Source organism: Pseudomonas sp. UMAB-08 (assembly GCF_900095225.1).
Classification (GTDB): Bacteria; Pseudomonadota; Gammaproteobacteria; order Pseudomonadales; family Pseudomonadaceae; genus Aquipseudomonas.
The window spans coordinates 61118-87469 of the sequence record NZ_LT607432.1 but is presented as its reverse complement, the minus strand read 5'-3'; the positions used below and the strand labels follow the sequence as shown (position 1 = coordinate 87469).

Annotated in this window: 28 protein-coding genes and 1 pseudogene; 12 read left to right on the top strand and 17 right to left on the bottom strand. The window is 56.0% G+C overall.

Annotation, left to right across the window (positions count from 1 at the left end; genetic code table 11):
* Positions 1 to 59: 59 nt before the first annotated feature.
* A complete protein-coding gene (locus tag K0F75_RS22630) occupies positions 60 to 272 on the bottom strand; it encodes an AlpA family transcriptional regulator (protein ID WP_219064192.1) in 213 nt (70 codons plus the stop codon).
* A gap of 21 nt (positions 273 to 293) precedes the next feature.
* On the opposite strand from K0F75_RS22630, the gene K0F75_RS26090 reads away from it, so the two are divergent.
* Entirely contained in the window at positions 294 to 2033 is a 1740-nt protein-coding gene (locus K0F75_RS26090) for a DUF4214 domain-containing protein (protein ID WP_306823070.1), read from the top strand.
* Complete coding sequence (locus K0F75_RS22620) at positions 2030 to 2956, top strand: hypothetical protein (RefSeq protein ID WP_219064190.1); 927 nt, start codon at positions 2030 to 2032, stop codon at positions 2954 to 2956. The genes K0F75_RS26090 and K0F75_RS22620 overlap by 4 nt, the downstream gene beginning before the upstream one ends.
* A 178-nt stretch (positions 2957 to 3134) precedes the next feature.
* Here the strand turns inward: K0F75_RS22620 and K0F75_RS22615 are convergent, their stop codons facing one another.
* Positions 3135 to 3320 carry a hypothetical protein gene (locus K0F75_RS22615; RefSeq protein WP_219064189.1) on the bottom strand — a complete coding sequence of 62 codons (186 nt, stop codon included), beginning with the start codon at positions 3318 to 3320 and terminating at the stop codon, positions 3135 to 3137.
* A gap of 1122 nt (positions 3321 to 4442) precedes the next feature.
* Between K0F75_RS22615 and K0F75_RS22610 the strand changes: the two genes are divergently transcribed.
* The 7 genes from K0F75_RS22610 (at position 4443) to grxD (ending at position 9557) form a co-directional block, all read left to right on the top strand.
* The gene (locus K0F75_RS22610; RefSeq protein WP_219064188.1) at positions 4443 to 4982 is read left to right on the top strand and encodes a hypothetical protein; all 540 of its coding nucleotides are present in this window, start codon (positions 4443 to 4445) and stop codon (positions 4980 to 4982) included.
* A gap of 61 nt (positions 4983 to 5043) precedes the next feature.
* Positions 5044 to 5520 carry a hypothetical protein gene (locus K0F75_RS25960; protein WP_257604467.1) on the top strand — a complete coding sequence of 159 codons (477 nt, stop codon included), beginning with the start codon at positions 5044 to 5046 and terminating at the stop codon, positions 5518 to 5520.
* A complete protein-coding gene (locus K0F75_RS22600) occupies positions 5511 to 5705 on the top strand; it encodes a hypothetical protein (RefSeq protein ID WP_219064187.1) in 195 nt (64 codons plus the stop codon). Before K0F75_RS25960 ends, K0F75_RS22600 begins: the two co-directional genes overlap by 10 nt.
* On the top strand, positions 5698 to 6162 hold the full coding sequence (locus K0F75_RS22595; protein WP_219064186.1) for a DUF1353 domain-containing protein: 465 nt from the start codon (positions 5698 to 5700) through the stop codon (positions 6160 to 6162). Before K0F75_RS22600 ends, K0F75_RS22595 begins: the two co-directional genes overlap by 8 nt.
* 381 nt (positions 6163 to 6543) lie before the next feature.
* On the top strand, positions 6544 to 6834 hold the full coding sequence (locus tag K0F75_RS22590; protein ID WP_219064185.1) for a hypothetical protein: 291 nt from the start codon (positions 6544 to 6546) through the stop codon (positions 6832 to 6834).
* Positions 6835 to 6998: 164 nt separating this feature from the next.
* Positions 6999 to 9110, top strand: coding sequence for a molybdopterin oxidoreductase family protein (locus tag K0F75_RS22585; RefSeq protein WP_219064184.1), 2112 nt, complete (start codon positions 6999 to 7001; stop codon positions 9108 to 9110).
* A 105-nt stretch (positions 9111 to 9215) separates the two neighbouring features.
* Complete coding sequence (grxD, locus tag K0F75_RS22580) at positions 9216 to 9557, top strand: Grx4 family monothiol glutaredoxin (protein WP_219064183.1); 342 nt, start codon at positions 9216 to 9218, stop codon at positions 9555 to 9557.
* A gap of 148 nt (positions 9558 to 9705) precedes the next feature.
* Here grxD and bfr read toward each other — a convergent pair whose 3' ends face one another.
* From bfr to pyrC, 4 genes are all read right to left on the bottom strand, one after another.
* Entirely contained in the window at positions 9706 to 10176 is a 471-nt protein-coding gene (bfr, locus tag K0F75_RS22575) for a bacterioferritin (RefSeq protein WP_219064182.1), read from the bottom strand.
* A 201-nt stretch (positions 10177 to 10377) separates the two neighbouring features.
* Positions 10378 to 10596 carry a bacterioferritin-associated ferredoxin gene (locus K0F75_RS22570; RefSeq protein WP_219064181.1) on the bottom strand — a complete coding sequence of 73 codons (219 nt, stop codon included), beginning with the start codon at positions 10594 to 10596 and terminating at the stop codon, positions 10378 to 10380.
* A gap of 248 nt (positions 10597 to 10844) precedes the next feature.
* Positions 10845 to 11528, bottom strand: a complete 684-nt coding sequence (gene rnt / locus K0F75_RS22565; RefSeq protein ID WP_219064180.1) for a ribonuclease T — start codon at positions 11526 to 11528, stop codon at positions 10845 to 10847.
* The gene (gene pyrC, locus K0F75_RS22560; protein WP_219064179.1) at positions 11525 to 12571 is read right to left on the bottom strand and encodes a dihydroorotase; all 1047 of its coding nucleotides are present in this window, start codon (positions 12569 to 12571) and stop codon (positions 11525 to 11527) included. The genes rnt and pyrC overlap by 4 nt, the downstream gene beginning before the upstream one ends.
* A gap of 127 nt (positions 12572 to 12698) precedes the next feature.
* On the opposite strand from pyrC, the gene K0F75_RS22555 reads away from it, so the two are divergent.
* Both K0F75_RS22555 and K0F75_RS22550 read left to right on the top strand, forming a co-directional pair.
* Entirely contained in the window at positions 12699 to 13604 is a 906-nt protein-coding gene (locus tag K0F75_RS22555; protein ID WP_219064178.1) for an OmpA family protein, read from the top strand.
* 129 nt (positions 13605 to 13733) lie between these two features.
* Positions 13734 to 14951: an argininosuccinate synthase gene (locus tag K0F75_RS22550; protein ID WP_219064177.1), complete on the top strand. Its 1218-nt coding sequence runs from the start codon at positions 13734 to 13736 to the stop codon at positions 14949 to 14951.
* A 221-nt stretch (positions 14952 to 15172) separates the two neighbouring features.
* Here K0F75_RS22550 and K0F75_RS22545 read toward each other — a convergent pair whose 3' ends face one another.
* The 3 genes from K0F75_RS22545 to K0F75_RS22535 all read right to left on the bottom strand — a co-directional run bounded on the left by K0F75_RS22545 (position 15173) and on the right by K0F75_RS22535 (position 17348).
* Positions 15173 to 15451, bottom strand: a complete 279-nt coding sequence (locus tag K0F75_RS22545) for a hypothetical protein (RefSeq protein WP_219064176.1) — start codon at positions 15449 to 15451, stop codon at positions 15173 to 15175.
* 363 nt (positions 15452 to 15814) lie between these two features.
* Entirely contained in the window at positions 15815 to 16435 is a 621-nt protein-coding gene (locus K0F75_RS22540) for a hypothetical protein (protein ID WP_219064175.1), read from the bottom strand.
* Positions 16436 to 16802: 367 nt separating this feature from the next.
* Positions 16803 to 17348 (bottom strand): hypothetical protein, encoded by a 546-nt coding sequence (locus K0F75_RS22535; protein WP_219064174.1) that lies wholly within the window; start codon positions 17346 to 17348, stop codon positions 16803 to 16805.
* Between the two features lie 1341 nt (positions 17349 to 18689).
* Here K0F75_RS22535 and K0F75_RS22530 point away from each other — a divergent pair.
* The gene (locus K0F75_RS22530) at positions 18690 to 19316 is read left to right on the top strand and encodes a response regulator transcription factor (RefSeq protein ID WP_219064173.1); all 627 of its coding nucleotides are present in this window, start codon (positions 18690 to 18692) and stop codon (positions 19314 to 19316) included.
* A gap of 176 nt (positions 19317 to 19492) precedes the next feature.
* On the opposite strand, the gene K0F75_RS22525 is transcribed toward K0F75_RS22530, so the two are convergent.
* The 8 genes and pseudogenes from K0F75_RS22525 to metG all read right to left on the bottom strand — a co-directional run bounded on the left by K0F75_RS22525 (position 19493) and on the right by metG (position 26336).
* Positions 19493 to 19675, bottom strand: a complete 183-nt coding sequence (locus K0F75_RS22525) for a PA3496 family putative envelope integrity protein (protein WP_219064172.1) — start codon at positions 19673 to 19675, stop codon at positions 19493 to 19495.
* Between the two features lie 105 nt (positions 19676 to 19780).
* Positions 19781 to 20419 (bottom strand): endonuclease III, encoded by a 639-nt coding sequence (gene nth / locus K0F75_RS22520; protein ID WP_219064171.1) that lies wholly within the window; start codon positions 20417 to 20419, stop codon positions 19781 to 19783.
* Positions 20416 to 21081 (bottom strand): Rnf-Nqr domain containing protein, encoded by a 666-nt coding sequence (locus K0F75_RS22515; protein WP_219064170.1) that lies wholly within the window; start codon positions 21079 to 21081, stop codon positions 20416 to 20418. Before K0F75_RS22515 ends, nth begins: the two co-directional genes overlap by 4 nt.
* Entirely contained in the window at positions 21078 to 21701 is a 624-nt protein-coding gene (locus K0F75_RS22510; RefSeq protein ID WP_219064169.1) for an RnfABCDGE type electron transport complex subunit G, read from the bottom strand. The genes K0F75_RS22515 and K0F75_RS22510 overlap by 4 nt, the downstream gene beginning before the upstream one ends.
* Positions 21694 to 22728, bottom strand: coding sequence for an RnfABCDGE type electron transport complex subunit D (locus tag K0F75_RS22505; protein WP_219064168.1), 1035 nt, complete (start codon positions 22726 to 22728; stop codon positions 21694 to 21696). Before K0F75_RS22505 ends, K0F75_RS22510 begins: the two co-directional genes overlap by 8 nt.
* A pseudogene (gene rsxB / locus K0F75_RS22500) lies at positions 22724 to 23581 on the bottom strand (electron transport complex subunit RsxB); the annotation flags it as partial. The gene K0F75_RS22505 and the pseudogene rsxB, both read right to left, overlap by 5 nt.
* Positions 23578 to 24165 carry an electron transport complex protein RnfA gene (locus K0F75_RS22495; RefSeq protein ID WP_219064166.1) on the bottom strand — a complete coding sequence of 196 codons (588 nt, stop codon included), beginning with the start codon at positions 24163 to 24165 and terminating at the stop codon, positions 23578 to 23580. The gene K0F75_RS22495 and the pseudogene rsxB, both read right to left, overlap by 4 nt.
* 128 nt (positions 24166 to 24293) lie before the next feature.
* Positions 24294 to 26336: a methionine--tRNA ligase gene (gene metG / locus K0F75_RS22490; protein WP_219064165.1), complete on the bottom strand. Its 2043-nt coding sequence runs from the start codon at positions 26334 to 26336 to the stop codon at positions 24294 to 24296.
* Between the last annotated feature and the right edge of the window lie 16 nt (positions 26337 to 26352).

The following is a 26352-nucleotide window of genomic DNA, read 5'->3' as shown; positions in this document are numbered from 1 at the left end:
CTTGTAAGTCTTGATTACGCGCTCTTCGACGCCGGAGACCTTGATGAATTTGGCCTCATCTACCCATGGGCAATCATCAGATCAATCCACGCCATTACTTCCTGCTCAACCCAGACAACACTCTTGGCGCCGATCTTTATCTGTCGTGGAAACTGGCCTTTCCCGATGCGCCGGTAAACCTCGGTGGTCGAGAAGGTTGTTACACGAATAGCTATGTAGGGTTGCAGGACTTCGTCAGTAACCTGCTCAGCGTCAACGATGTATTCAAGCATGTGAGCATCAGCGCCTACGACATGTCGGTCTCCGGCGGCTTCATGGCTGAGCAGCTGTCGCTGTGGGCGGGCGGTTTAGATGCGCTGAAAACCTCATTTGCCACTTACTACGGAAGCTTCTTTACGGATGCAGAGAAGGCTACCAACACGCTTTCTGATGTGCGGGGCGCATTCAGCGCGCTGAGCATTGCCTTGCCTGATAGCCGCGATGGCTTCCGGGACATGGTGTCAGGTATCGACAAGACGACTGAATCCGGTCGTCAGATGCTGCTGACGCTGCTCAACATGTCTACCTCAGCGGATGCGGCCTATAAGATCCTTGAGGCTCGCCAGTCCACGTACTACAGCGCCTTCTACAGCGAGTCTGAAAACGCTGCGCGCTCGCTGGACGGGTTCAATCAGGTGCTCAAGGACGCAGGCGTAAGCCTGCCACCACTGCGCGCAGGGTTTCGCGATCTGGTCGAGGCTGCGAGCAAGGACACTACAGCCGCCGGCAAGAAAATGTATGACACGCTGATGAGCCTGGCTGGTACTGCAGGATCTGCGTACGACATCCTCGAAACCAAGGCAAAGTCTGCCGCTGAAACCCTGAAAACAACCCTGGCAGACAATATCACCTCGGCCATGAGCGCCGTACAGCGTGCGGTCACGGGTGAGAAAAACGCGCTCACGGAAGCCTATAACGCACAGGCAACATCGCTCAACGACATACTGCAGACCGCTCAGACTGGCGTCACGGACATGACGGCCGTCAGCAGCTCACTGGAAAACGCCCTGAAGTCCTTGAATGGCACGTCGGACGATGCGGTGAAGATGCTGCGGGCGCAGGCTCAGGCCACACTGCAAAGTGCTTTGGCCACGGCCCGCTCTGGCGGCTCGCTGTCGGGTATCACCGGTCTCGACGATGCGCTGTCCACGGTCAGCACCAACACCACCGACCTGTACAGCTCTCTGGAAGACTTCAATCGCGAGCAGGGCCGTACAGCGAACGTAGTCGCCGAGTTGAATGCCATCAATGGCGTACAGCTCACCACCGAGCAGCAATTGCTCAAGACGGTGCAGGATCAGATTAAAGACGCCAAAGGCCAGTTCGACGCGCAAATGGAAGGGCTGGATGCTCAGCTTTCCCTGGCTCAAGCCCAAGTCGACAAGCTCAATGGGATTGATACCTCGGTGCTGTCGGTCAAGGACGCTATTGCTGGGCTGGGCGTGGCGCTCTCGGCGGCCATGTCTGCGGCCACGTCTGCGGCGCAAGTGTCGGCTGTTGCTTCTGGCTCGTACACCGGAACAGCAGGCGCTCCAAGCGCTTCGGATCTGAACTCCGTCTACAACAGCGTGCTTGGTCGAGATGTCGATCCTTCCGGGGCGGCGTACTGGGCGGGCCTGCTGGGTAGCGGGGCCGTTACGGCTGCTGGCCTGGCTGCCGCCATCAGGAACGACGGTATCGCGAACGGCGAAATCAGGGGTTACGCATCTGGCGGCTTCCACAGCGGCGGCCTGCGCCTGGTTGGCGAGAACGGCCCAGAGCTGGAGGTCACCGGCCCGAGCCGAATCTACAACGCGAACCAGACGGCATCAATGCTCAATGGCGGTGACTCAGGTGCCACGGCTGCTGAGGTGCGGGCGCTGCGTCAGGAGGTAAAAGACAACTCCACAGCCTTCTGGAAACTTCTCGAGAAAATGTCCAGCAACGTCGGCCAGATTAAAGAGGGCGGCCTTCAGATCAACGGCACCGTTCAAACTAAGGTGGCAACAGCATGAGCGTAATGAAAGTTGTTCCACCTATCGAGATAACGGCTGCCAGCGGGAAGATCATCAGCAGCAACGTGCCGGAAACGGATAACCCGTTGTGGTTGGTGGGCACGGCATACGCTCTCGGCGCCAAAGTGATATTTAACCATAACAACTATGAAGCGCTGGTGGCGAACACTGGCCGTAACCCAGAAACGGATAAGGTCACCCCCGTCGCGTGGCTGAATCTCGGTCCAACTAACCGCTGGAAGATGTTCAACAAGCGCCAAGGCACCACATGGATGATTGGCAGCTTCACGACCAACCCTGAAAGCATCGACCTGACAATCCGGCCTGCTGCGCGAATCAATTCATTCGGACTGGTCGGTGTCATGGCGTCAACTGTTCGCGTAGTGATGACCGTTCCCGGAACAGCTACTCCCATCTACGACAAGACATTCAATATGTCGAGCAAGGCGGGCGGTAGTTGGTATCAGTATTACTTCGGAGAGTTCGCCACCAAAGACAACGTCGCTCAGTTCGATCTGCCGGCATTCAATAATGCAGATATTCGCTTTCTCATTAGTGCACCGGGTGGCACCGCACAAGTAGGCATGCTGGTGCTCGGGATGGCCAAGACTATTGGTGTCGCTGTTTATGGTACCGGTCTCGGCAGCGAGAGTTATTCCCACGTCAAGCAAGATGATTTCGGGAATATCAATGTCGTGCCGGGTGGCGAACGGCGATACGTTGATTTCAGCGTGGTGATGACTGGCGATCAAGTTTCCAGCGCACTGCGAACACTTAACCTGCTCAAAGACACGGCTGCGCTCTACATCGGAAGTGAAGACCTCGACTACACCATCATTGTGGGTCGCTTCGACAGGCTCGCCATGGGCCTTCCAACATACGACCGCGCCGAATACACCCTCGAAGTAAGGAGCCTCATGTAATGGCAGTATCAACGACACCTCCGCTGCTGACACCGCTTCCACCTGCACCGCTGCCAACTGACGCCGAGGCGGTATTTGACGCCAAGGCAGGGGCATCGCTCACCGCTCAGGCGGACATGGTTGCAGAGGTCAATACTTCGCTGACGTGGCAGGCTGGCGCTACGGCCGATACGAAGGGCTATAAGGAGGCAGCCGCAACGTCGGCAGGTTCAGCGGCTTCCAGCGCCACGGCTTCGGCTTCCAGCGCTACCAGTTCAGCCGGTAGCGCTACAGCATCGGCGACCAGTGCTAACAGTGCGCAAGTTTCGGCGGCGGCAGCAGGATCGGCAGCGGGGCTTCCGTCGCTCGTCGGTAATGGAGGCAAAGCGCTCGTTGCGAAGCTTGACGAAACTGGCGTCGAATTTAAGTCTGTAGGTCAGCAAGTCGGGGATATGCTCGTTACCGCCAGCGCGCCCGGAGCAACTTACCTGCCCACAAATACAGTCTACTTGCAATCTAGCTACCCGGAGCTATTCGCTAAGCTTGGAGTCTTGCCTAATATCTCATCAACCGCAGCAGCAGCCGGAGCACTTCCGGCCGGATGTAGCTCGGTTGCTTTCGGTAATGGGGTTTTTGTGGCTATGCCTTCCACAGGTGAGGCTAGTAGTACAGCATACACTTCGCCAGATGGTATTACGTGGACGGCTAGAACTTTGCCAGCTTCAAGCTACTGGTTTGATGTAACATATGGCGGCGGTTTGTTTGTTGCAATAGGTCAGAGCAGTATCAGTATCGCAACTTCACCGGATGGCGTTACATGGACGTCTAGGACTGCTCCGGGGGGTATAGGAAACCCTATTAGCGTAAGCTACGGGAATGGGAGATTTGTGGTTGGCCCAATTTCTTCCGCTGTCGGTATGACTTCGACAGACGGTATAACTTGGACAGCTACGACTTTCCCGACAACGGGTTATTGGTACGGAATTGCCTACGGCAATGGCGTATTTGTTGCCGGTAATACCCAGGGTGGGGCATTTGCTACATCTGTCAACGGAACTACCTGGACTACCCGCACATCGCCAAATGGGTTAGGCTCTTTATATATCGTCTTCGGGAATGGAAAGTTTGTAGCTACCAATAATAGTGGAGTGGTTTTTACGTCAATTGACGGGATAAGCTGGACATATAAAGCGTTAGGAACTCCAGCTGTTCCATATTTGGGCAAAGTTGCTTTTGGTTCCGGAATATTTATAATTATTTCAGGCTCCTCCGATAGTAATTTTTGCTGGGTATCGCTAGATGGGAATAACTGGACTACAAAAGCTTTGCCACGCTCCGTCACATGGAGTGGGGTAGCGTGCGGTAGTGATAAGTTCGTAGCTGTTGCGACTACTCCGGTATCCGCTAGTCTCCCACTTTTAAGCTACGATAAAACTACCCAATTCACTACGCCCGAAGTAATTCCGGTTCTAGGCGTTACCGCATACATTAAAGCGAAGGTGGCCTGATGATTACTTTGTACTTGTGGGATGAACAGGGATTATATGCCGGCAGCATAGAAGTTGACGAACTAGGCGCCATGCCACCGCGAAGCACACCAACCAAGCCAATGAAACTGACCGGTTCGCAGGTGGCGCGCTGGACCGGAAGCGGCTGGGATAAGCTGGAAGCTGTACCGGAACCAGAGCCGACTCCTGCACCCGACTGGCCGACCCTGATCGCATCTCGCCGCTTCAAAGCCGAGGAGTCTGGCACTACCTGGAAGGGTTACGGCATCGCCACAGACCGATCCTCGCAGAATAAAATCACGCAGGAAGACATCGCGGTTAATCGCGGACTGCGTGCAGATGGAAGCGGTTGGAAGTGCCTCGACCTATCGACGGGCGTGATCGTATTCCGGCCAACCAGCAATGCAGAGATTCAGCAGCTATCGGCAGCGGTCTACGTGCACGTCAGCAGCAGCTTCAAGCGCGAAGAGGAGTTGCTGGCTGCGGTGACTGATGGGTCGATTACAGCGGCGATGGTGGAGGAGGGGTGGCCGGTGTAACGACTGCAAATTTCAACTACCCCGGCCGCCTTGAGCGGTTTTTTTTCGCCTGGAGAAACCCATGCTGCAACAAATCCACGCCTCGGCCATCGCCCCGGCGCTCAAACTGCTGCCTTTGAAAATGTCAGGCCATCGTTCCGAGCAGATGCTGCTGGTTATCGGCCTGCAAGAAAGTCGCTTCGAATACCGTCGACAGATTGGAGGCCCGGCCCGTGGCTTTTGGCAATTCGAACGGAATGGCGGTGTGCGTGGCGTGCTTGAACATCCATCGACCAAAGCGCTTGCTGAGTCGGTGTGCCTTGCCCGCAACGTGGAAGCTACCGCTGATTCGGTATACGGCGCGCTCGAGCATGATGATGTGCTGGCCTCTGCGTTCGCCCGACTGCTGCTCTGGACTGATCCGCAGCCTTTGCCAGCAGTAGGAGAAGTCGCCAGGGCATGGGATCTGTACCTGCGCACCTGGCGCCCCGGAAAGCCGCACCGTAAGACATGGGATGCGCTGTACGCGCAGGCAATGGAGGTAGTGACGTGCGCCTAATCCTGATCGCCTGCCTACTCACCCTGTCCGGCTGTACCGTCGTGTCTGCCACCAGCTCAGCCGTGGAGGCTTACTGCGCGATCCCCAACCCTGCGCGGTATGCCAATCGTATCCTGGTCAACGCCACCATTGCGCCGAACTCGGTCGCTATTACCTGCGCCGACGAGGTGGTCGCTCATGACTAAAGGTCAATTCCTCGACCCGCTGATCTTGCGCGCCTACGCCAAAGGGGAATGGGTGCTGATGACCGACTTCCGGTATCAGTCCATCGACGGCACCATTTACACCGCACCCAAGTGGTTTGTGACCGATCTGGCATCGACCCCGTGGATTATCACACCACTGCTGATGGGCATCGAGGATCGGGCATGTGGCGTCATTCACGACCTCCTGTATTGCCAGAATGAAGTGCCTCGTGAAGTCTGCGATGCCTTGTTCTTCGAAATGCTACTGGCGATGGATGCCGATAAGCGCCGCGCTGGCCTGATGTATGCCGGTCTGCGGGTGGGTGGTGGCAGTCGGTACAAGGCTTGCTCGGGCGGGATGAAGGTCGAAGACCTGGCCTTTGAGCTGATGCCAGATAACGACAGGAGCTATTGGACGAGGCGGCTTTCGGTGACGCATGAGGCGGTGTCGGTATAAAGGAAGGGGTTGTGTTCGGTCGGCAGGACGCCGGGGGAGGTCTGGGCCAATTCTTGGGCCAATCTTTGCGGATTGCTCAGGTGAGAGCAGGGAATTCAGCGTAAATACAGGGGTTTGAGAAACAGCTTAAATGGCTCAATCCCCTGTGTTTCCCTAATATTCCGTTATAAGCAAATGTCGCGTATTGCCAATAGCTCGCTGACTTCTGGAAAGACAGAAGCATTTGTACACTGGGGTCCAAGACCTTGGCAATTAATGTCGATCATGTAACAGTTCCATAACATTACTGTCTGCCCCGGCCCTGAGCGGGCTGGTTGAGCATTTCATAAATGTCGAGGCTGAGGTATAAATAGCAATTGCTCATCACAGGAGCCGCGGGGAATGGATTCTAAAGAACAGCAGCTTACGGAATTACTCGGACTGACGGCACGTACTCTGACGCACCTCACCGCGTCGATAACGTCCATGTCATTCGAGTTGCTGCGCAGCAACGATGAGATTACCCGGTCGGCGGGGCGGCGCATGATTGACCGCATGGCGACCATCAGCGTGGGCCTCGATGATCATTGGCGCCTGATCGGCGAACTGACCGGCGTTCATGTCGCTCAGGAGCAGATCGAAACCGTCGATGAGTTGCAAATGCAGCACAAGTCAGTCACGCCGATAACCTGATGCTGCGGATCAACTGACGCGCATCGGCACACCTGCACGGGCCGTATCGGCCCGCTTGATGCTCCCCGATTCACAAGACGAACCTCTCTGGCGTACTCGCCCCTCAACCGCCATAGTTTTGTTTCCGCTGCCGTAAGGTGGCCCAAAACAAAATGAGGCTGGCAATGACCAAGACCCTCCACCACCGTGCCTGCCACCTGTGTGAAGCCATTTGCGGGCTGACCATCGAGACCACGACCCAAGAGGGTGCCGGGGCCAGGATCACGTCGATCAAGGGCGATGCTCTGGACAGCTTCAGTCGGGGTCACATCTGCCCCAAGGCGGTGGCGCTGCAAGATATCCAGAACGATCCTGACCGCCTGCGTCAGCCGATGCTCAGAGTGGGCGGCGAATGGCAGCCTATCGAGTGGCAAGCCGCGTTTGACCTGGTCGCCGAGCGCTTGTTCGCCCTGCAACAGCGTCATGGGCAAAATGCGGTGGCGGTCTATCAAGGCAACCCCAGCGTGCACAACTACGGGCTGATGACCCACAGCAACTATTTCCTGGGGTTGCTGAAAACCCGCAATCGATTTTCTGCGACGTCCGTGGATCAGTTGCCTCATCATTTGAGCAGCCATTTGATGTACGGACACGGTCTGTTGCTGCCCATTCCCGACATTGATCACACCGATTTCATGCTGATTCTTGGCGGCAACCCGCTGGCGTCGAACGGCAGCATCATGACGGTCCCCGATGTTGAAAAACGCCTTAAAGCGATTCAGGCACGCGGCGGCAAGGTGGTGGTGGTTGATCCTCGTCGCAGCGAAACGGCGGCGATTGCCGATCAACATATTTTCGTGCGGCCCGGAGGGGATGCGGCGTTGTTGTTTGGCATGCTCAATACCCTGTTCGAAGAGTGCCTTACGCGTGACAGTCATCTGCCGGTGGATGGGCTGGATGAGGTGCGGCAGGCTATCGCGCAGCTGAATGCTGAAGCCATGAGCCCGCGTTGTGGCGTGCCGGCGGAGCAGATTCGCCAGCTGGCGCGTGACTTCGCCGGTGCTGATAAAGCGGTGTGTTATGGGCGAATGGGGATTTCCACACAGTCCTTTGGCACGCTCTGCCATTGGCTGGTGCAACTGATCAATTTGGTCACAGGCAACCTGGACCGTGTCGGTGGCGCGCTGTGTACCGAGCCAGCGGTGGATCTGGTCAGCTCGACCTCGGGCGGGCATTTCAATCGCTGGCAGAGCCGGGTTTCGGGTCTGCCGGAATACGCGGGCGAGCTACCGGTTTCTGCCTTGGCTGAAGAAATATTAAGCGAAGGGGAAGGGCAGGTCCGCGCGCTGATCACGGTTGCCGGCAATCCGGTGCTCTCGACCCCTAACGGGCGCAAGCTGGAGCAGGCGCTGGACGGCCTGGAATTCATGCTTAGCATCGACTTGTACATCAACGAAACCACGCGCTATGCCGACCTGATTCTGCCATCGACCTCTGCGCTGGAAAACGATCATTACGACACCACGTTCAATATGTTTGCGGTGCGCAATGTCACGCGATTCAATCGTGCGATTCTCGAAAAGCCCCAAGGTGCGTTGCACGATTGGGAGATTTTCGTCGGCCTGGCCCAGGCATTTGCCGCAAAGGCTGGGCGCGAGCTGAAGCCGACAATCCCGCCAGCACGCATGATTGACCTGGGTTTGCGCGCCGGGCTGTACGGCGATGCGACTGAACACAAACTCTCGTTGGAGACGTTGCGCGATCATCCGCATGGGTTGGATCTGGGGGCGCTCAAACCCAACCTTCAACCGCGTCTGAAGACGGCCAATCAGCGGATTCAGGCGGCACCCGCTGTGATCCTTGCCGATCTGGCGCGGTTCTCTGCAATGCAGGCGCCTCAACAAGCAGGAGAGCTGCTGCTGATTGGCCGTCGCCATGTGCGCAGCAATAATTCATGGATGCATAATTATCACCGGTTGGTGAAAGGCAAACCGCGTCATCAGTTACTGATGCACCCGGATGATCTGTCCAGCCGCGGGCTGACTGACGGGCAATGGGTTCGGGTCAGTTCGCGGGTCGGGGTGGTCGAGGTGCACGTCCTGGGCAGCGTCGAGATGATGCCGGGGGTGGTCAGCCTGCCTCATGGGTGGGGCCATGCGCGCCCAGGGGTGCACATGAGCATCGCCAGCGAGCAGCCGGGCGTCAGCGCCAACGACCTGACGGATGAGCACCAACTGGACGCGCTGTCAGGCAACGCCGTACTGAACGGGGTGCCGGTGCATGTGGCGGCGGCGTAAGTAACCCGTCGGCGGTTGAGTAGAGCCCGAGCGCAGTGCTCGGGATTCCGTTACAATGCGCCACCGTGCCGACATCTGAGTCGGAAAGTTTAGCCGAGGTGCTCCATGGATATCATCGAAACTATTAAAGAGCAGATTGCCAGCAACACCATTCTGCTTTACATGAAAGGCTCTCCGAATGCTCCGCAGTGCGGCTTTTCGGCCAAAGCTTCCCAGGCATTGATGGCGTGTGGCGAGAAGTTCGCTTACGTCGATATCCTGCAGAACCCGGAAATTCGCGCCAACCTGCCTAAATATGCCAATTGGCCGACGTTCCCACAGCTGTGGGTCGGTGGTGAACTGGTCGGCGGCAGCGATATCATCACTGAGCTGTTTGCCAGTGGTGAGCTGCAAACGCAGGTCAAAGAAGCGACCGCCAAAGCAGCGGCTGATAAAGCCGACGCTTGATGGATGCTGATGTGAGTCTGCCCCGAACCTATGGGAGCAGGCTTGCCTGCGAATGATTTGACGCGGTGTGCCTGACTCACCGCGCTCAAATGCCAGGCATTAAAAAGCCCGCCCTCGTGAGAGAGCGGGCTTTTTCGTCAGTGAGCGATCAGTCGCCCATCTGCGACTGCAAGTAGTTCTCGATCCCGACTTTATCGATCAAGCCTAACTGGGTTTCAAGCCAGTCGATATGCTCTTCTTCGGATTCGAGAATGTCCTCGAGCAGCTCACGGCTACCGAAGTCGCCAACCACTTCAAAGTGAGCGATGGCCGCTTTGAGGTCAGCCAGTGCTATTTTTTCGATTTTGAGGTCGCACTCAAGCATTTCCTTGGTGTGCTCGCCGATCAGGATCTTGCCCAGGTCTTGTACGTTAGGCAGGCCTTCCAGGAACAGAATGCGCTTGATCAGCTTGTCAGCGTGCTTCATCTCGTCGATGGATTCGTGGTACTCGTGCGCGCCGAGTTTTTTCAGGCCCCAATCTTCATACATGCGGGCATGCAGAAAGTATTGATTGATTGCGACCAGCTCGTTTCCGAGGATCTTGTTGAGATGCTGGATGACGGTGATGTCGCCTTTCATGTCGAGGTCCTGTTCTATGGCTGATGTAGATAAGCTCGGAGTCTGAGCCGCACTATAGGGGCTGTCAAACCTAAGGTATTGAATAATAAGTCGAATTAAATGCTGATAAGAGCGTTTTAGTTCTGCATTTATGGGCTAAGCGTTTGAATTAAAGACATAAAAAAACCGGACACACGGTCCGGTCCTTTGACAAGGCGATATTCAGGCAGCTGAAAATTCTGCGGGGTAGGCCAGCATCACCTGGCTGCTTTGCAGCTCAGTCAGGGTCTCACGCACGACGGCTTTGGCAACGGTGGCGCATTTGCCACATTGGCTGGCAACGCCCAATGTTTGGCGGACATCACGGTAACTGCAGCAACCCTCAAGGATCGCGTCCCGGATTTGCCCATCAGTAACACCTTGGCAGAGGCAGACATACATAAGTGAGAACCGTCGCTGGTTGATGACTCAGTGCTGGAGATACTAATGGTAATGAGAATGCTTGTCAAAGCAGTTTGTCTGAGGCCCGGATTAGAGCTGTCGACTACGGGCAGGGAACGATGGGGAGGTGGCGGATAAGCCAGTTTTGTCCTGTAGGCAGGTTTGAATGTGTCGACCTTGTTCCGGGCAGGTCAGCAAACATAAAAAAACCGGCCACGTGGGCCGGTTCTCAGAGAGCAGGTCAGGCTTCAGTCGTTGAAGTCTTCCCAGCCGCCCATTTGTTTCCAGCGGTTGACGATGCCGCAGAACAGCTCTGCGGTTTTTTCGGTGTCGTAGCGGGCCGAGTGTGCTTCACGGCCATCAAAGTCGATGTCCGCGGTCTGACAGGCCTTGGCGAGCACGGTTTGACCGTATGCCAAACCGGCGAGGGTCGCGGTGTCGAAACTGGAGAACGGGTGGAAAGGGTTGCGCTTCATGTCGAGGCGCGCGACGGCAGCGTTTACGAAGCCGAGGTCGAAACTGGCGTTATGCCCCACCAGAATCGCGCGTTTGCAGCCATTGGCTTTCAGGGCTTTGCGAACACCACGGAAGATGTCGGTCAGCGCGGTTTCTTCGCTGACTGCCATGCGCAGCGGGTGATCGAGCTTGATGCCGGTGAACTCCAGCGCGGCAGCTTCGATATTGGCGCCTTCGAACGGCTCAACACGGAAGAAGTAAGTGTGCTCAGGGAACACGAAGCCTTTTTCGTCCATGCCGATCGTGACTGCGGCGATTTCCAGCAGCGCATCGGTCGCCGAGTTGAACCCGCCGGTTTCTACGTCGATAACGACCGGCAGATAGCCGCGGAAACGGGCAGCCATCGGGTGCCGAGAGCCGCCTCCGCCTCCGCCGCCATGACCGTCCTGTTCGTCGTCGAAATGATCTTCGCTCACGCGTGTTCCTCTAGCAGGCGCCAGCGCAGTTTTTCACCGGCGCGCAGCGGAATTACGGACAGCGTGCCAAATGGCAGGCTGGTAGGTGCGGTCCATTCATCACGGACCAGCGTTATGGTGTCGCGGTTGGGTGCCAGGCCGTAGAACGCCGGGCCGTGAACGCTGGCGAAACCTTCCAGTTTGTGCAGGGCATTGCGTTGTTCGAACGCTTCGGCGTACAGCTCGATGGCAGCGTAAGCGGTGTAGCAACCGGCACAGCCGCACGCCGCTTCTTTGGCCTGCTGGGCGTGAGGCGCTGAATCGGTACCGAGGAAGAATTTCGCGCTGCCACTGGTGGCGGCATCGAGCAATGCTTCCTGGTGAGTGTTGCGTTTGAGAATCGGCAGGCAATAGAAGTGCGGGCGAATGCCACCGACCAACATGTGGTTGCGGTTGTAAAGCAGGTGATGGGCGGTGATCGTCGCCCCGACGTTCGCCGAAGCGTCGTTGACGAACTGCACGGCTTCGCGGGTGGTGATGTGTTCGAAAACCACCTTCAGCGTTGGGAAACGCTCAACCACTCGACGTAAATGCTCATCGATGAAGATTTTTTCACGGTCGAAAACGTCGATTTCGCTACGGGTCACTTCCCCGTGGACCAGAAGCGGCAGGCCGACTTCAGCCATGGTTTCGAGCGCCGGGAAAATTTTGTCGATGCTGGTGACGCCGGAATCGGAGTTGGTGGTTGCCCCGGCCGGGTACAGCTTGGCGGCATGGACAAACCCGCTGGCCTTGGCCGCGCGTATATCTTGCGGCTGGGTCAGGTCGGTCAGGTACAGCACCATCAGCGGTTCGAAGTGGCTGCCTGCCGGGCGCGCAGCAAGAATGCGCTGGCGATAGGCGTCAGCTTCCTGTGCATTACGCACGGGAGGCACCAGGTTCGGCATGATGATTGCGCGTCCAAAAGTACGCGCTACGTCAGCGACGGTGTGAGGCAAAACAGCTCCATCACGGAGGTGAATGTGCCAGTCGTCGGGACGCAGAAGGGTCAGGCGGTCAGACATTGGGGATTCCAGGCGGGTCAAACTCGCTGGGAATGCTACCGGAAAAGACTCTTCCAGGCACTCGCTATCAAGTTTTCCGGGAAGTTACCGATAGCCAGACGTATGCAGTTTTCTAGTGGAGCCTCCCGTGCGCCAGCGTTATCTAGCCTTGCTCAGCGTGTTTGCCAGTCTGCCGGCAGTGGCTATCACTTTCCAGACGCGTCTGGAGAGTATCGAATGGAAAGTCGAAGGCGACAAATTTGAGTGTCGCCTGACCCAACCTATCACCGATTTCGGTGTGGGCGAATTCGTGCGCCGCGCGGGTGAACAGGCCACGTTTCGTCTCAAGGCTAGCGGCAGTATGCTCGGCTCGGGTTCTGCGACCCTGTTGGCGGCGGCAGCGCCCTGGCAGCCGGGGCGCGGTGATATCAATCTGGGCTCGGTCAAAATGAGCAATGGCGGCATTCCCTTCAATAGCTCTCAAGGTCAGGCCGGGCGCCTGATGGCAGGCTTGCTTGAAGGTCGCAGTCCGGTTATTCGTCATTACTCCCAAGAGGGTGGTAGTGCCGTGGAAGTGCGGCTGTTACCGGTCAGGTTCAACAAGGCGTTCAGTGATTACCAGGCCTGTACCGCCAAATTGCTACCGATGAACTTCGAACAGGTCAAGCAGGCGCAAATAGGTTTCCCGGGTAACGGCGTCGATCTTGATGCGCCAGCGCGGGCAAAGCTGCAAGTTATCGCTGAGTTCCTCAAAGCCGATCCCACCGTTAACCACATCGAACTCGATGGCCATTCTGATAACAGCGGTAATCGCCTGACCAATCGCGATATGTCGCGGCGCAGGGCGTTGGCGGTGATGGACTTCTTCAAGACTCAAGGCGTGCAGGAAAAACAGATAACCCTGCGCTTTCATGGCGAGCGCTATCCGCTGGTGCCCAACACCAATGCCGCCAACCGTGCGCGCAACCGTCGGGTCAACATCCAGCTGGAACGTGTCGCGCCTGATGAGGCCGCACCTGTTGCGGCTGCGAGCAATGCGGCTGCCACGTCCTGAACCGCATGAATCGGTCGTACTCTCGACACTAACTGTCGCTTCGTCGTCACACGCTGTCGCGCCTCTGTAAATTGATAGGTTTGAGCGGTAGAATCACCGGTTTTCCGTACAACCCGGTGGAGTGATGGCATGGCGGACGTAAACAAGGTAGTTCTCGCGTATTCCGGTGGCTTGGATACTTCGGTAATCCTCAAGTGGCTGCAGGACACGTACAACTGCGAAGTAGTGACCTTCACTGCTGACTTGGGCCAAGGCGAAGAAGTCGAGCCCGCGCGTGCCAAGGCAAAAGCCATGGGCGTGAAAGAAATCTACATTGACGATCTGCGCGAAGAGTTCGTGCGCGATTTCGTGTTCCCGATGTTCCGTGCCAATACCGTCTACGAAGGCGAGTACCTGCTGGGTACCTCCATCGCGCGTCCGCTGATCGCCAAACGTCTGATCGAAATCGCCAACGAAACCGGCGCTGATGCCATTTCCCATGGCGCCACCGGCAAAGGCAACGATCAGGTTCGTTTCGAGCTGGGCGCATACGCCCTCAAGCCCGGCGTCAAGGTGATTGCCCCGTGGCGTGAATGGGACCTGCTGTCGCGCGAAAAACTGATGGATTACGCTGAGAAACACTCCATCCCGATCGAGCGTCACGGCAAGAAGAAGTCGCCGTACTCCATGGATGCCAACCTGCTGCACATCTCCTATGAAGGCGGCGTGCTGGAAGACACCTGGACTGAGCACGAAGAAGACATGTGGCGTTGGACCAAGTCCCCAGAGGACGCGCCGAACGTTGCAACGTATCTTGAGCTGACGTATCGCAATGGCGATATCGTGGCGCTGGATGGCGTAGATATGACGCCTGCGACAGTATTGGCCACCCTGAACCGCATCGGCGGCGAAAACGGTATCGGACGTCTGGATATCGTCGAGAACCGTTATGTTGGCATGAAGTCTCGTGGCTGCTATGAGACCCCAGGTGGCACCATCATGCTGCGCGCCCACCGCGCCATTGAGTCGATCACCCTGGACCGTGAAGTCGCTCACCTCAAAGACGAGTTGATGCCTAAGTACGCCAGCATGATTTACACCGGCTACTGGTGGAGCCCTGAGCGTCTGATGTTGCAACAGATGATCGACGCGTCTCAAGCCCACGTGAACGGTGTTGTGCGTCTGAAGCTGTATAAAGGCAATGTCATCGTCACAGGTCGTAAATCTGACGAGTCGTTGTTCGATGCAAACATTGCGACGTTTGAAGAGGACGGCGGCGCTTACAACCAGGCGGACGCGGCCGGCTTTATCAAATTGAATGCTCTGCGCATGCGCATCGCTGCAAACAAAGGCCGTAAGTTGTTCTGATGGCCGGTGCCGGGTGCCGTTGAATAAACCAGGTTTTTTTTGCGGTATTTGTGCACGGAAGCGATAGAACCCTTGACCCGTCTTTCCAATGGACGCGGGTCAAGGGCTAGCGTTGAATTTGAGTCTGGCAACGCTTTTCAGCGCTGCCAGGTCATCGCATAGGGGCTGCCAGGTCGCCCTGTGATTCAACTCTGCCGTCGCGGGTACGCTCGTGAAATGGATCACTGACGCTTTGATTCGAGTGTCTTCTTCAGTCTCTTGGCGCCCGTTGTGTACGTGACAGGACGTTCGTGAACAGTCGTGCTAGTAAGCGGTGCAGCGGTGTCAAAAAGTGTAACGACGTCTTTCAGCGTTTTGCTGTAGCGCGTCATCAACGCTTTGATTTTTTTCTCGAACTCCAGCTCCTTTGTTAACGATAAATTTTTTTTGAGTGACGCCAGCAACAGCAGTTGTTGTTCAAGCGCTTTTTGGGTGTCGTGATAGTCTTTTAATAGCGTCATTGTCGTGTTCTCTCGGTCGTAGGTACGAACTTGTTGGGGTAGGTTACGTGTGCGTTTAAGGCGGGAAATATGTGTACTCGGCTTCTCATTACATTAGCTGTTTTTATAGAAAGACGTGCCGCGTCACACGGTTAAAAAAGAGTCTGAATTTAAGCGGTTCCTTTCTGATTCATCCAAGGAATGTAAGGCTGTTATCGTTGGTCGGACAGCGCTGGAAGAAAAAGCCGCATCTGTTCAAGGTGAGCGCCTACGCAATAAAGTAAATAGAGCATTGTGAATTTTAGAGTTACCCATGATGGCCGCCGTGTTGTTCCTACGGTGGGCAGCGGGCAGTTGAATTGTGTTCCAGAGTTTTGGGCGTTTTCACAGAAAGGAAACGGTGTTTGATTCAATCACCCATACGGCGAAAATATCGGTATATGGCGTGCTTGTTGTCCAGTGGTTAATTAACTCAATGAGCTCATCGCGGGGCATTGGTTCGTCCCAGTCTTTGAGCACTAGAATCCACCGGGTTGATTGAGATGCGCTGCTGCGAGAGGGGCCGTCCTGGGCAGTGAGCAGGGATAGAATATTCTTTAAGTCGCGCTGACAGGAGAGGGGCCCTCCATAAAAAACGTCCAGTCTATTGGCAGGGTGGAGCAAGAGTTTCGAGAATGATTTCTTCTTGTCCCCGGTAGCAGGTACTTTGAGTGCGGCAGGCTGCGGGGTGTCTTTAGAAGAAAGATCGGTTTTTTTTGAAACTTTTATAAAGTTTTTTTCATTGGAAAAGTCAGACGGGGCATAGAGGGCTTTATAGTTAAAATTTAATGTCAAAAAAAACATAAGCGTCAGGGTGCAAGGGAAGGCAATGAGGAACCAAACATAAATGGCCTGGTTGTCCTCGTGTAAAAAGGGCAGCGCCGTGGCGGCGGAGGCTTCGGAGAGCGCGGCGAACAACGCAATTATACGCACGGGGTTCATGCCGGTAATGGAGTTTTTATTCATGTTAGTTCCTGGAGGTAGCATCAGATTATGTGAGATGAGCGATATTGTTTAAGCGGATTTCTGAAACTTTTGCAATGGGCAAGCCCGAGTGGGCATGTTTAACGGTAGCGGCGGGGTCGAAGTGAATTGCGATAGATAACTAAGTTCTGTAGTTATTAGAGAGGGACGCTGTGGGGCTTTTCGATGACGTCGGTTAGCAACGGGCTTGAGGCTGCCTGGCGCTGGCAGGCAAAGGTTGAAAAGTCCAAAACCGGTCCTTGCGAGGCATCAAGACTGACGGTGATGCGGTCATCACGCTTACACCGGTTTTGGTAGGCTGCGTTACCCACAAGAGCAGGCTCGGATGAAGGTCGGGGTGCTCAATGTGTTACGCCTCAGGCAAGTCGCGTGAGTCGGTTCTGTCGCGGGCTTGTCTGAATTCAAATCGATAGTCCTGCCCGATTTTCCATACCTGACGCACGCTCAAGTTCAATTTCTGAGCGATCTCCCATGCCGTATACCCCAGGCTGGAATAATGCATGGCGTGGCCTGCAATGTCGTCATCAACGGTAGCAGGCTCTGCCTTCTTTTCATTCCGGATACCGCGAATAGGTCTGCTATAGGATATCTTCAGGCCGTGCTCCCCAGCCATGCGTCTCACATCCTTCTTGTTCATTCTCAGGGAGTATTGGAGGGCATTGACGCCAGCCCCCTTGGCCACCAAACTTTTCAATAGTTCCAGCTTTTTATGGGTGTCTTCCTCCAGATCTATATCAAGGCGGGTGGGGATTTCCGACGCCAGGATAGTCTCTGCGGTTTCTCCAATCGGGATAACATTGATAACGCCTCCTCGCTGAATGAATTGGTCAACGGCAGTCGCCAAATCCAGTAGAGGCGCATGTTTAGGGCGGGAATGGGGGTCTTTATTGTTCATGGTAATAGGCCTGTGTTTGTATGCTGCTGGGGGAGTGGGCACACCATAGGGTGTGAGTCGCTTCTATCCGGTTATGCCGGAAAAGCAAGGGCTCTTGAAAAGGCGGATTTTAAGTTATCGAGTTTAATGGGTTCGCTCAACAATCAATGAGATTGCCGAATCACGGGCGGCATAGTGTGCAGGCTCGGTGAACAACTTTATTCAGTGATTCGATTAAGCAGGGCAGGTATACGTTCTAATAGAGTCGCTGCTGATAAAAAGTAACGACTGGTAATAGAATTTGCAAGTGAAAAAAGTGCTTTGCATGAATTGCGTGGCGAGTTGTGCGAGTTCCTTACAATGGCGGGGTCGGTATTCTTAATGTGATGTAGTACGTTTCCTCTTCGTGTCGCCAGGTATGGTCAGTGTTCAACGAATAGCATTAACTCTAGGTCGGATGAGCTCTTTGTATAGGGAGGTATGCATTTTGTTGTAAGGTTGATGGCTTTTTCAGGTCTGCACTCCGGAGCCGTACCTTGTTTATTAAATGGGTTTTAAGGCTGCGGCGAAAATAACCTGCGCGGTGATGTGGACTGTCTATTCAGTTCGATTGGGTTAAGTATTCCTGTAGGTGACAGGTTGAGTGGGTGCGCGGGCTTTAGGGCTTTTCTGAATACCGTGTGGCTTTTTTCCTAAAGTGGATGAAGGTAATAAAAAAGCTGTGCAAGTGCGTGGATTTTAAATTCTATATTTGTAGGTCTTGCTGAGACACACGCAATATAATCGGTAATAATTTATGACCGTTGCTCTGTATTGTGTCCGACAATCCGACATATCTCTGAATAAACAGAGGGTCGACACGCGCTTTCATCAGTGCGTTCATGGCTCACTGATGCCCTGTTCAACGGTTAGTTTCCGGCACCGCAGACTGAGGGTTGAAAGCGTTGGGAATATGGCTTATGGCTATATTTGTGCCGCGCAGGATCCTGAGAGAGCACTGAAAATGCCGGGTCTCGGTTTCACTCCTCGCATGCTCGAAAATGAAATCGAGGTCAGGATTGAATAGTTTATCGAGGTGTCGGATCAGTGCTTGACCAAACGGTGATAATTCTATTACGTGAATCACGATGCTGGAGATCAGCAAATGAAGCTGAAACCATTTCATCCGCCACTGAGGGTTGCCGATTGTCAAAAGGATCAAAAAGTACATCGCGCATGGCGTCTTTTGTAGGGCGTATCTGTCGTATATGTAGGAATGGTCTCTGGCTGTTGGTCCTCGGGGGGGGGCGCTATGCAAAGCACTAAACGACTAGGCTATTGTGCTGACTCTAAAAAATCGAACAGCGAAAATTGGACTTGCCCATGAATAAAGTGCTGATCGTGGATGATCACCCCGTCATTCGCCTTGCTGTACGCATGCTAATGGAGCGCCATGGCTATGAGGTCATTGCGGAAACGGATAATGGCGTGGACGCCTTGCAGCTGGCCCGCGAGCATTTGCCCGACATCGTTATTCTTGACATAGGTATCCCCAAGCTGGACGGGCTGGAGGTGATCGCCCGTCTGACAGCCATGACGTTGCCTTTCAAGGTTCTGATTCTGACCTCGCAAGCTCCGGGGCATTTTTCCATGCGCTGCATGCAAGCCGGTGCTGCCGGCTATGTCTGTAAACAACAGGATCTCACTGAGCTACTGAGTGCGATCAAGGCGGTGTTGTCGGGCTACAGTTATTTTCCCAACCAGGCACTTTATTCTGTGCGCTCAAGCCTGGGGAACGCCAGTGAGGCGGATATGGTCGATCGGCTGTCTGGCCGAGAGATGATGGTGTTGCAGCAGCTGGCTCGCGGTAAAACCAACAAAGAAATTGCTGACGGGATGTTTTTGAGCAATAAAACTGTCAGTACCTACAAGACGCGCCTGTTGCTCAAGCTTAACGCCCGTTCTTTGGTTGATTTGATTGAGCTCGCTCAGCGCAATGGGCTGGTCTGAGACATCGTTTCGCCATGCTCGGGGATAGCAGGAATATTGGAGAGAGAACGGGCTTTGCCGTGGTCGTTATTGATAACTCATCATCGATAAAGCCTCTCGCGAGTGAGAGGCTTTATACGGGCAAGCCCTTTGGAATAAGAGGCTGCCAGGCATTGAGGTCGGGTAGATTCGATGCTTTAAAGGTCGAAGTCATACTCGGCTAGTTGCTTCTGCAAGCGCCGCTCTTCCAGAAGATTGTCGATGGTGCGACGTTTGCTCAAATTGGTCTTTGCCTGCTCCACAGGCGCCTGCTCGTCGTCATCCGCTTCGACGGTAGCGAAGTCGTCTTCTGCGTCCAGTTGCTCTTTGCCAGTGCTCATAAAGTGACTCCAGGCTTAGGCTGTCATTGGCGCACCTTATAGCGACAATTCCTGACCGGGTAAAAAAGATTTTTTCAATCGATTGCCCCCTGGAACCTCTATCGCTCAATCGTCAGACGTCTTGTCCTTGTATTCGCAGAGGTCTTCTATCCTGCAACTGCCACAACGGGGCTTTCGGGCCTGGCAAACATAACGGCCATGCAGGATGAGCCAGTGATGAGCATCGAGCAGGAAATCCTTCGGAATAAACTTCATCAATTGCTTCTCCACCTCGACTACATTCTTGCCGGGGGCGATGCCTGTGCGATTGCTGACGCGGAAGATATGGGTGTCGACCGCCATGGTCAGTTGGCGAAAAGCGGTGTTAAGAACGACGTTGGCGGTTTTGCGTCCGACGCCCGGCAGTGCTTCCAGCGCTTCTCGGGTCTGCGGTACCTGACCACCGTGCAGTTCGACCAGCATCCTGCAGGTCTCGATGACGTTTTTTGCTTTGCTGTTGTAGAGGCCGATGGTTTTTATGTACTCGGACAAGCCCGCCACGCCCAGGTCGTAAATCGCTTGAGGAGTATTGGCCACCGGATACAGGCGCGCGGTGGCTTTGTTGACCCCGACATCTGTCGCTTGGGCCGAAAGAATCACGGAGATCAGCAGTTCGAACGGTGAGCTGTAGGCCAATTCGGTTTTAGGTTCCGGATTGTCTTCGCGCAGGCGACGGAAAATTTCCAGGCGTTTTGCGGCATTCATGGCTGAAGCGTTTCCTTGGAGGCGGAGAGTCGATCGATGTTCTCGGCATCAGGCGTTCGAATGGGGCCTGAGCGGCTTGCCCAGACGTTTCTCGCAGCCAGGAGCAGTCCTAGCAGGATAAACCCTCCTGGCGTCAGGAGGGCAAGGTGCAGCCCCCCTGAAAATACATCCACTTCCCAATGTGTCGCGTTTGCGCCGAACAGCCACTGGGCATGGCTGAACAGGGTGCCGTTGCCCAGTAACTCGCGCAACAGCCCGAGGGTCAGCATCAGTACGCTGAACAGAACGATCAGCGTGGGATAATTCCGAGTCCGGTCGTCAGTCACGTCGCTTGTGCACTCGCTCAGCACGCAATGAGTGCCGATCAATGCCAGGTAGATCCCCAGGCCCTGATAGAGCGCCAGCGCTTGGGCCTGCAACACCAGTTCAGCGCAACTGACCAGTGCGGCGGCCAGCAGTGCGCTGGCGAGCAGGTGCGAGCCGGGGTTCAGTAGCGGGCGCATCCACCGGATCAATACATTGTGCAGGCCGCCGACAATCCATAGGACCAACAAGAGCCCCATGGCCCGTACGAGCGAATCAGTGACACCCAGGAGGGGTGTCAGGCTCAGCGGGCCAAGAAGGGGACTGAAGTCGTTGTTCTGTTGCGCTCGCTCACTCATGGCGGGTTACCTGTGGATGGCGACAGGAGTTGCGCTCGATAGGCATCGAAGAATTGCAGTGTGTCGTGGATCGCACCGGTGGCGGCTCGAGACGTAATCGTCGCCCCCGCGATCTGATCGAATTGGCCGTTGTCTTTTTTCAATGCCCAACCCGACTCTGCCGGGTCATTCGTTGATTTGCCGAGAAAGCGTGCCAGCCAGCCAGGTTCGGTCGCGATACGCGCGCCCAGACCCGGTGTTTCGCTTTGCTTGAGGACTTTTACCCCAATCAGTTTGCCAGTGGTCGAAACGCCAATCAGCAGCTCGATGGTCCCGGAGTAGCCCTGCGTCTGGCTGTGGAAAAGGATGGCGCAGGGCTGATCACCTAGCGTTGCAAGGTACGCGGCGATGACTGTCTGGGTTGCAGGCGTGCGCTCAGGCAAGGTCAAAGGGTGCTGCAAGGGGTGATTGTCGAAACTGTCCGGTGGCAGAATCGATAGAAATGCTTGTGCTTGAGCCGTCTCACGCGCGGCGATGATTCGCGTGCTTGCCCCGTGTTGCAGGGCGATCGTCAGGCCCGCACCGACACAGGCGAGGAGGGTGATGATCAACACGCTGAGTGCTCTGGAGGGTTTATTCATGACGCGGTTCCGGGTTCTCTTCGGAAGGCCGCATTCGCTCCAGGCGCTCCAGCGCAGGCACTGTAAGGTTCATCAACAGCACCGCGAAAGCGACCCCGTCAGGGTAGGCGCCCCACGTGCGAATCAGGTAGGTGATCACGCCCACTCCGGCGCCAAACAAGAGGCGTGCGTGCGGGCTTTTGGGGCCGGACACCGGTTCTGTCGCGATAAAGAACGCGCCTAACATGCTTGCACCGGTCAGCAGGTGGAACAGCGGCGAGCCATGGGAATCCGACCCCGAACCGTTCCAGCAGAGCAAGCTGATGATAAACAGGCTGCCGAGCATTCCCGCTGGCGCATGCCAGGCGATTACCCGGCGTTGCAGCAGAAATACACCTCCCAGGAGAAATGCCAGGTTGACCCACTCTGCACCTTTGCCGCCGAAGTGACCGAATGACAGATTGCCCGCGAACAGTTCGTCGATGGTCAGGCTTTTGTTGATCCGCAAGGCGTCCAGCGCAGTGGCTTGAGCCCAGGCATCGGGTGGCGTCGTCGAGCCGAGACTGAAACCGAAAATCTGTTGCAGGCCGCCCATCAGGTTCAGGCCGTGAGGCGCGGGCCAGTGGTTCATCTGTTGCGGAAACGATACCAGCACCAAGGCATACCCAAGCATGGCCGGATTGAACGGGTTTTTCCCCACGCCACCGAACAGGTGCTTGCCACACAGCAGCGCAAAGCCGCTGGCCAGCAGCGTCAGCCACCACGGTGAATAGGGCGGCAAGGCGAATGCCAGCAGCGTTGCACTGACCAGTGCGCTGCCGTCGCTCAGCGAGGGCTTGAGTGGCTGTTGACGCAACGTGAGCACCAGGGCTTCGGCTGCCAAGGCCATGCTGGCCGCCAGTAGCCAATTGATCAAAACGCCCCATCCATAAAACCACAAGAGCACCAGTGCGCCAGGTACCGTGGCCAGTAACACTAGGCTCATGGTCTTTTGCAGGCGCTCGCTGACCTGTTCGGTCGGGCTGGCGGCTGCTTCAGGCGGTGGCATGAGCGTCGACCTTGGGTTGCGTCTGGGCGTTTGCTTCAAGCGTGATCAAGGTGTGTTCGGCGGCTTCGAATTCGCGCTGTAACACGACCAGTTGCGCTTGCTGTTCGGCGGTGGGCGGATGCCCGAAAGCCTTGAGCGACTTGTTCAACTGCGCCCGGCTCATTGCCAAGGCAATCTTGGCTTTTTTCAGGGCCTGGTCATTGGCCGCAGCTTTTTGCGCACGGATGCGCTCGATGGCGGCCTGTACGGGATTGAGTGCAGGCGTTGCTGCGGTTACGGGTGTTTGAGCTGGGCGTTGAGCGCGGGCCAGCCGTTCGGCCTGCTTATGCTCTTCTTCGCGGCGCAGCCGGTCATTGCGCAGCTCGAAACGTCGGCGCGCATGGTTACGCTTGCTGGCGCGGGCGTGTTGCGATTCGCTGTTAAACGCCATGCCGCCAACGACGGGGATCACGCTGAGTGGCAACGGGTGCATTTCGATGCAATCCACTGGGCAAGGCGCCACGCACAGATCGCAACCTGTGCACTCATCGATGATGACGGTGTGCATCAGTTTTGCGGCGCCAACGATGGCATCTATCGGGCAGGCCTGAATGCATTTGGTGCAGCCAATGCACTCGGCTTCACGGATGAACGCGATCTGCGCTGGCGCGGGGCCGCGCTCGAGGTCCAGTGGTACGACAGGGACTTCCAGTAGCCGGGCGAGTGCGGCGATGGTTTCGTCGCCGCCGGGCGGGCACTTATTGATCGCTTCGCCGCTGGCGATTCCTTCTGCATAAGGCTTGCAGCCGGGATGCCCACATTTGCCACACTGTGTCTGCGGCAGCAGCGCATCGATATGTTGAATCAGGTTCATGGTTTGACCAGCCCACTGAAGCCGAGAAAGGCCAAGCCCATCAAACCGGCGCTGATCAGTTCGATCGGCATGCCGCGAAAAGGCAGTGGAACATCCTGGGTATGAATACGTTGACGAAGATCGTGAAACAGGCTCAGTACCCACCAGAAACCCAGTCCGGCCCCAAGGCTCAACGCCAGCGTAAAGAAAATTCCCTTATCGGCCTGTGCGCTCAGCAACGCCAACCCGAGAATCCCGGCGTTACCCAGCAGTAGCGGCCACAGCCCGTCGAAGGGCAATCGCGGCAAGAATCGAGAAAGCATGGATAAGCATGGCGTGATCAACACTACGCTGACCGGCAGGAATACAAACAAACGCAGGTACGTCAGCTCCAGCGGCATCAGCAGATAGCGATACAGCAGGTAACTGATGAGCGTGCTTGAAAGCATTATCCAGGCGGTTGCAATACCCAGTGCATGCACCTGCGAGCGGGTGAAGTCAGAGTGGCGCGTGGCCTTGAGTAGCGGGTCGACCCCCAGCGGCAACTGCAATACGAGATTGTTGATCAATGCGGCGCTGATGAGGGTCAGGATGAAGTCGGTCATGGTCATGCCGGGAGTGAGCGATCAGGCGAGGGAGCCTTTAAGAAAGATAGTACCCGGCAAGGATGCAGGGCGTACTTCTTCCATAAAAAAGCCCACGAACAGCACTGTTCGCGGGCTTTTTGTCGGGCTTACTTGATGCGTTGACCAGGCTTGGCGCCGCTGTCCGGGCTGAGCAGGTAGATTTCTTCGCCACCAGGACCCGCCGCCATCACCATGCCTTCGGAGATGCCAAAGCGCATTTTGCGTGGTTTGAGGTTGGCGATCATCATGGTCAGGCGACCTTCCAGCTCGGCTGGATTCGGATAGGCGCTCTTGATTCCGGAAAAGACATTGCGCTGTTCGTCGCCAATATCCAGGGTCAGGCGCAGGAGCTTGTCGGCGCCTTCAACGTGTTCGGCCTTGAGGATCAGGGCCACGCGAAGGTCTACTGCTTCGAATGCACCGAAATCGATCTCGGCGGCCAACGGTTCTTTGACCAGTTCGCCATTACCTTGTGGGGCAGGGGAGGTCTGGCTGGCGGTCAGGTCTTCTTTCGAGGCGTCGGTCATGGCTTGCACTTTTACGGGGTCGATTCGGGTCATCAGCGCCTGGAACGGATTGAGCTGATGATTGCTCAGGAGCGTCTGGTGGTCGTTCCAGGTCAGCGGCGCGACGTTCAGGAAGGCCTCTGCGTCGGCTGCCAGCAGCGGCAGGACGGGTTTGAGGAAAATCACCAGTTGGCGGAACAGGTTGATGCCCAGCGCACAAACAGCCTGGACTTCGTCTTGCTTGCCTTCCTGTTTGGCCAGCGACCAGGGTGCTTTTTCTGCGATGTAGGCGTTGGCGCGGTCGGCCAGGCCCATGATTTCGCGCATGGCGCGAGCAAAATCACGCGTTTCGTACGCGTCGGCGATGCTGGGGGCTGCGGCAAGGAAAGCGTCGGTCAATTCTGGCGCGGCATTGCCTGCGACCAGCACGCCAGCATTGCCTTTATGGATGAAACCGGCGCAACGGCTGGCAATGTTGACCACTTTGCCGATCAGGTCGGAATTGACCTTTTGCACGAAGTCTTCCAGGTTCAGGTCCAGGTCGTCGACGCCTCGGCCGAGCTTGGCCGCGTAGTAATAGCGCAGGTATTCCGGCGACAGGTTGTCCAGGTACGTACGGGCCTTGATGAAGGTGCCGCGCGATTTCGACATTTTCTGGCCGTTGACGGTCAGGTAGCCGTGGACGTTGATTGCGTTTGGCTTACGGAAACCTGCACCTTCGAGCATGGCTGGCCAGAACAAGGCGTGGAAGTTGATGATGTCCTTGCCAATGAAGTGGTACAGCTCGGTCTTGGCATCTTTGGCCCAGTAAGCATCGAAGTCCAAGTCAGGACGGCGTGCGCAAAGGTTCTTGAAGCTGGCCATGTAACCAATTGGTGCGTCCAGCCAGACGTAGAAATACTTGCCCGGCTCGCCTGGAATCTCGAAACCGAAATACGGCGCATCGCGTGAAATGTCCCACTGTTGCAGGCCTGCATCCAGCCATTCGGCGATTTTGTTCGCCACGGCGTCCTGCAATGTGCCGCTGCGGGTCCAGCTTTTGAGCATGGCATCGAAGTCTGGCAGCTTGAAGAAGAAGTGCTGGGACTCTTTCAGTACCGGAGTTGCCCCGGAAATCGCCGATTTCGGGTCTTTCAGGTCGGTCGGAGCGTAGGTCGCGCCGCACTTTTCGCAGTTATCGCCGTACTGATCTTCGGTGCCGCATTTAGGGCAGGTGCCCTTGATGAACCGGTCGGCCAGGAACATCTGCTTTTCCGGGTCGAAATACTGGGTAATTGAACGGGTAGCGATATGGCCAGCGTCGCGCAAGCGGGTATAGATCAGGCTCGACAGCTCACGGTTTTCGTCGGAGTGGGTCGAGTGGAAATTATCAAAATCCACCAGGAAGTCTGCAAAGTCGGCGCTGTGTTCAGCCTTGACGTTGTCGATCAGCTGTTCCGGGGTAATCCCTTCTTTTTCAGCGCGTAGCATGATTGCCGAGCCGTGGGCGTCGTCCGCGCAGACATAGATGCACTGATTGCCGCGATGCTTCTGGAAGCGCACCCACATATCGGTCTGGATGTACTCAAGCATATGGCCAAGGTGGATCGATCCATTGGCATAGGGCAGGGCGCTGGTGACGAGAATCTTGCGTGGCTCGGACATGGGGCTCGGCTATTTG

Bases quoted from the DNA above. Each gene is read 5' to 3' on its own strand.
- K0F75_RS22525 (WP_219064172.1), bottom strand. From the start codon at position 19,675: ATGAGCACTGGCAAAGAGCAACTGGACGCAGAAGACGACTTCGCTACC.
- pyrC (WP_219064179.1), bottom strand. From the start codon at position 12,571: ATGTCTGACCGCCTGACCCTTCTGCGTCCCGACGACTGGCACATTCAC.
- K0F75_RS22550 (WP_219064177.1), top strand. From the start codon at position 13,734: ATGGCGGACGTAAACAAGGTAGTTCTCGCGTATTCCGGTGGCTTGGAT.
- metG (WP_219064165.1), bottom strand. From the start codon at position 26,336: ATGTCCGAGCCACGCAAGATTCTCGTCACCAGCGCCCTGCCCTATGCC.
- K0F75_RS22585 (WP_219064184.1), top strand. From the start codon at position 6,999: ATGACCAAGACCCTCCACCACCGTGCCTGCCACCTGTGTGAAGCCATT.
- K0F75_RS25960 (WP_257604467.1), top strand. From the start codon at position 5,044: ATGCTGCAACAAATCCACGCCTCGGCCATCGCCCCGGCGCTCAAACTG.
- K0F75_RS22535 (WP_219064174.1), bottom strand. From the start codon at position 17,348: ATGAACAATAAAGACCCCCATTCCCGCCCTAAACATGCGCCTCTACTG.
- K0F75_RS22540 (WP_219064175.1), bottom strand. From the start codon at position 16,435: ATGAATAAAAACTCCATTACCGGCATGAACCCCGTGCGTATAATTGCG.
- K0F75_RS22620 (WP_219064190.1), top strand. From the start codon at position 2,030: ATGAGCGTAATGAAAGTTGTTCCACCTATCGAGATAACGGCTGCCAGC.
- grxD (WP_219064183.1), top strand. From the start codon at position 9,216: ATGGATATCATCGAAACTATTAAAGAGCAGATTGCCAGCAACACCATT.
- K0F75_RS22505 (WP_219064168.1), bottom strand. From the start codon at position 22,728: ATGCCACCGCCTGAAGCAGCCGCCAGCCCGACCGAACAGGTCAGCGAG.
- K0F75_RS22515 (WP_219064170.1), bottom strand. From the start codon at position 21,081: ATGAGTGAGCGAGCGCAACAGAACAACGACTTCAGTCCCCTTCTTGGC.
- bfr (WP_219064182.1), bottom strand. From the start codon at position 10,176: ATGAAAGGCGACATCACCGTCATCCAGCATCTCAACAAGATCCTCGGA.
- K0F75_RS22595 (WP_219064186.1), top strand. From the start codon at position 5,698: ATGACTAAAGGTCAATTCCTCGACCCGCTGATCTTGCGCGCCTACGCC.
- K0F75_RS22590 (WP_219064185.1), top strand. From the start codon at position 6,544: ATGGATTCTAAAGAACAGCAGCTTACGGAATTACTCGGACTGACGGCA.
- K0F75_RS22570 (WP_219064181.1), bottom strand. From the start codon at position 10,596: ATGTATGTCTGCCTCTGCCAAGGTGTTACTGATGGGCAAATCCGGGAC.
- nth (WP_219064171.1), bottom strand. From the start codon at position 20,419: ATGAATGCCGCAAAACGCCTGGAAATTTTCCGTCGCCTGCGCGAAGAC.
- K0F75_RS22495 (WP_219064166.1), bottom strand. From the start codon at position 24,165: ATGACCGACTTCATCCTGACCCTCATCAGCGCCGCATTGATCAACAAT.
- K0F75_RS22630 (WP_219064192.1), bottom strand. From the start codon at position 272: ATGCTTGAATACATCGTTGACGCTGAGCAGGTTACTGACGAAGTCCTG.
- K0F75_RS22610 (WP_219064188.1), top strand. From the start codon at position 4,443: ATGATTACTTTGTACTTGTGGGATGAACAGGGATTATATGCCGGCAGC.
- K0F75_RS22545 (WP_219064176.1), bottom strand. From the start codon at position 15,451: ATGACGCTATTAAAAGACTATCACGACACCCAAAAAGCGCTTGAACAA.
- K0F75_RS26090 (WP_306823070.1), top strand. From the start codon at position 294: ATGTCGGTCTCCGGCGGCTTCATGGCTGAGCAGCTGTCGCTGTGGGCG.
- K0F75_RS22530 (WP_219064173.1), top strand. From the start codon at position 18,690: ATGAATAAAGTGCTGATCGTGGATGATCACCCCGTCATTCGCCTTGCT.
- K0F75_RS22510 (WP_219064169.1), bottom strand. From the start codon at position 21,701: ATGAATAAACCCTCCAGAGCACTCAGCGTGTTGATCATCACCCTCCTC.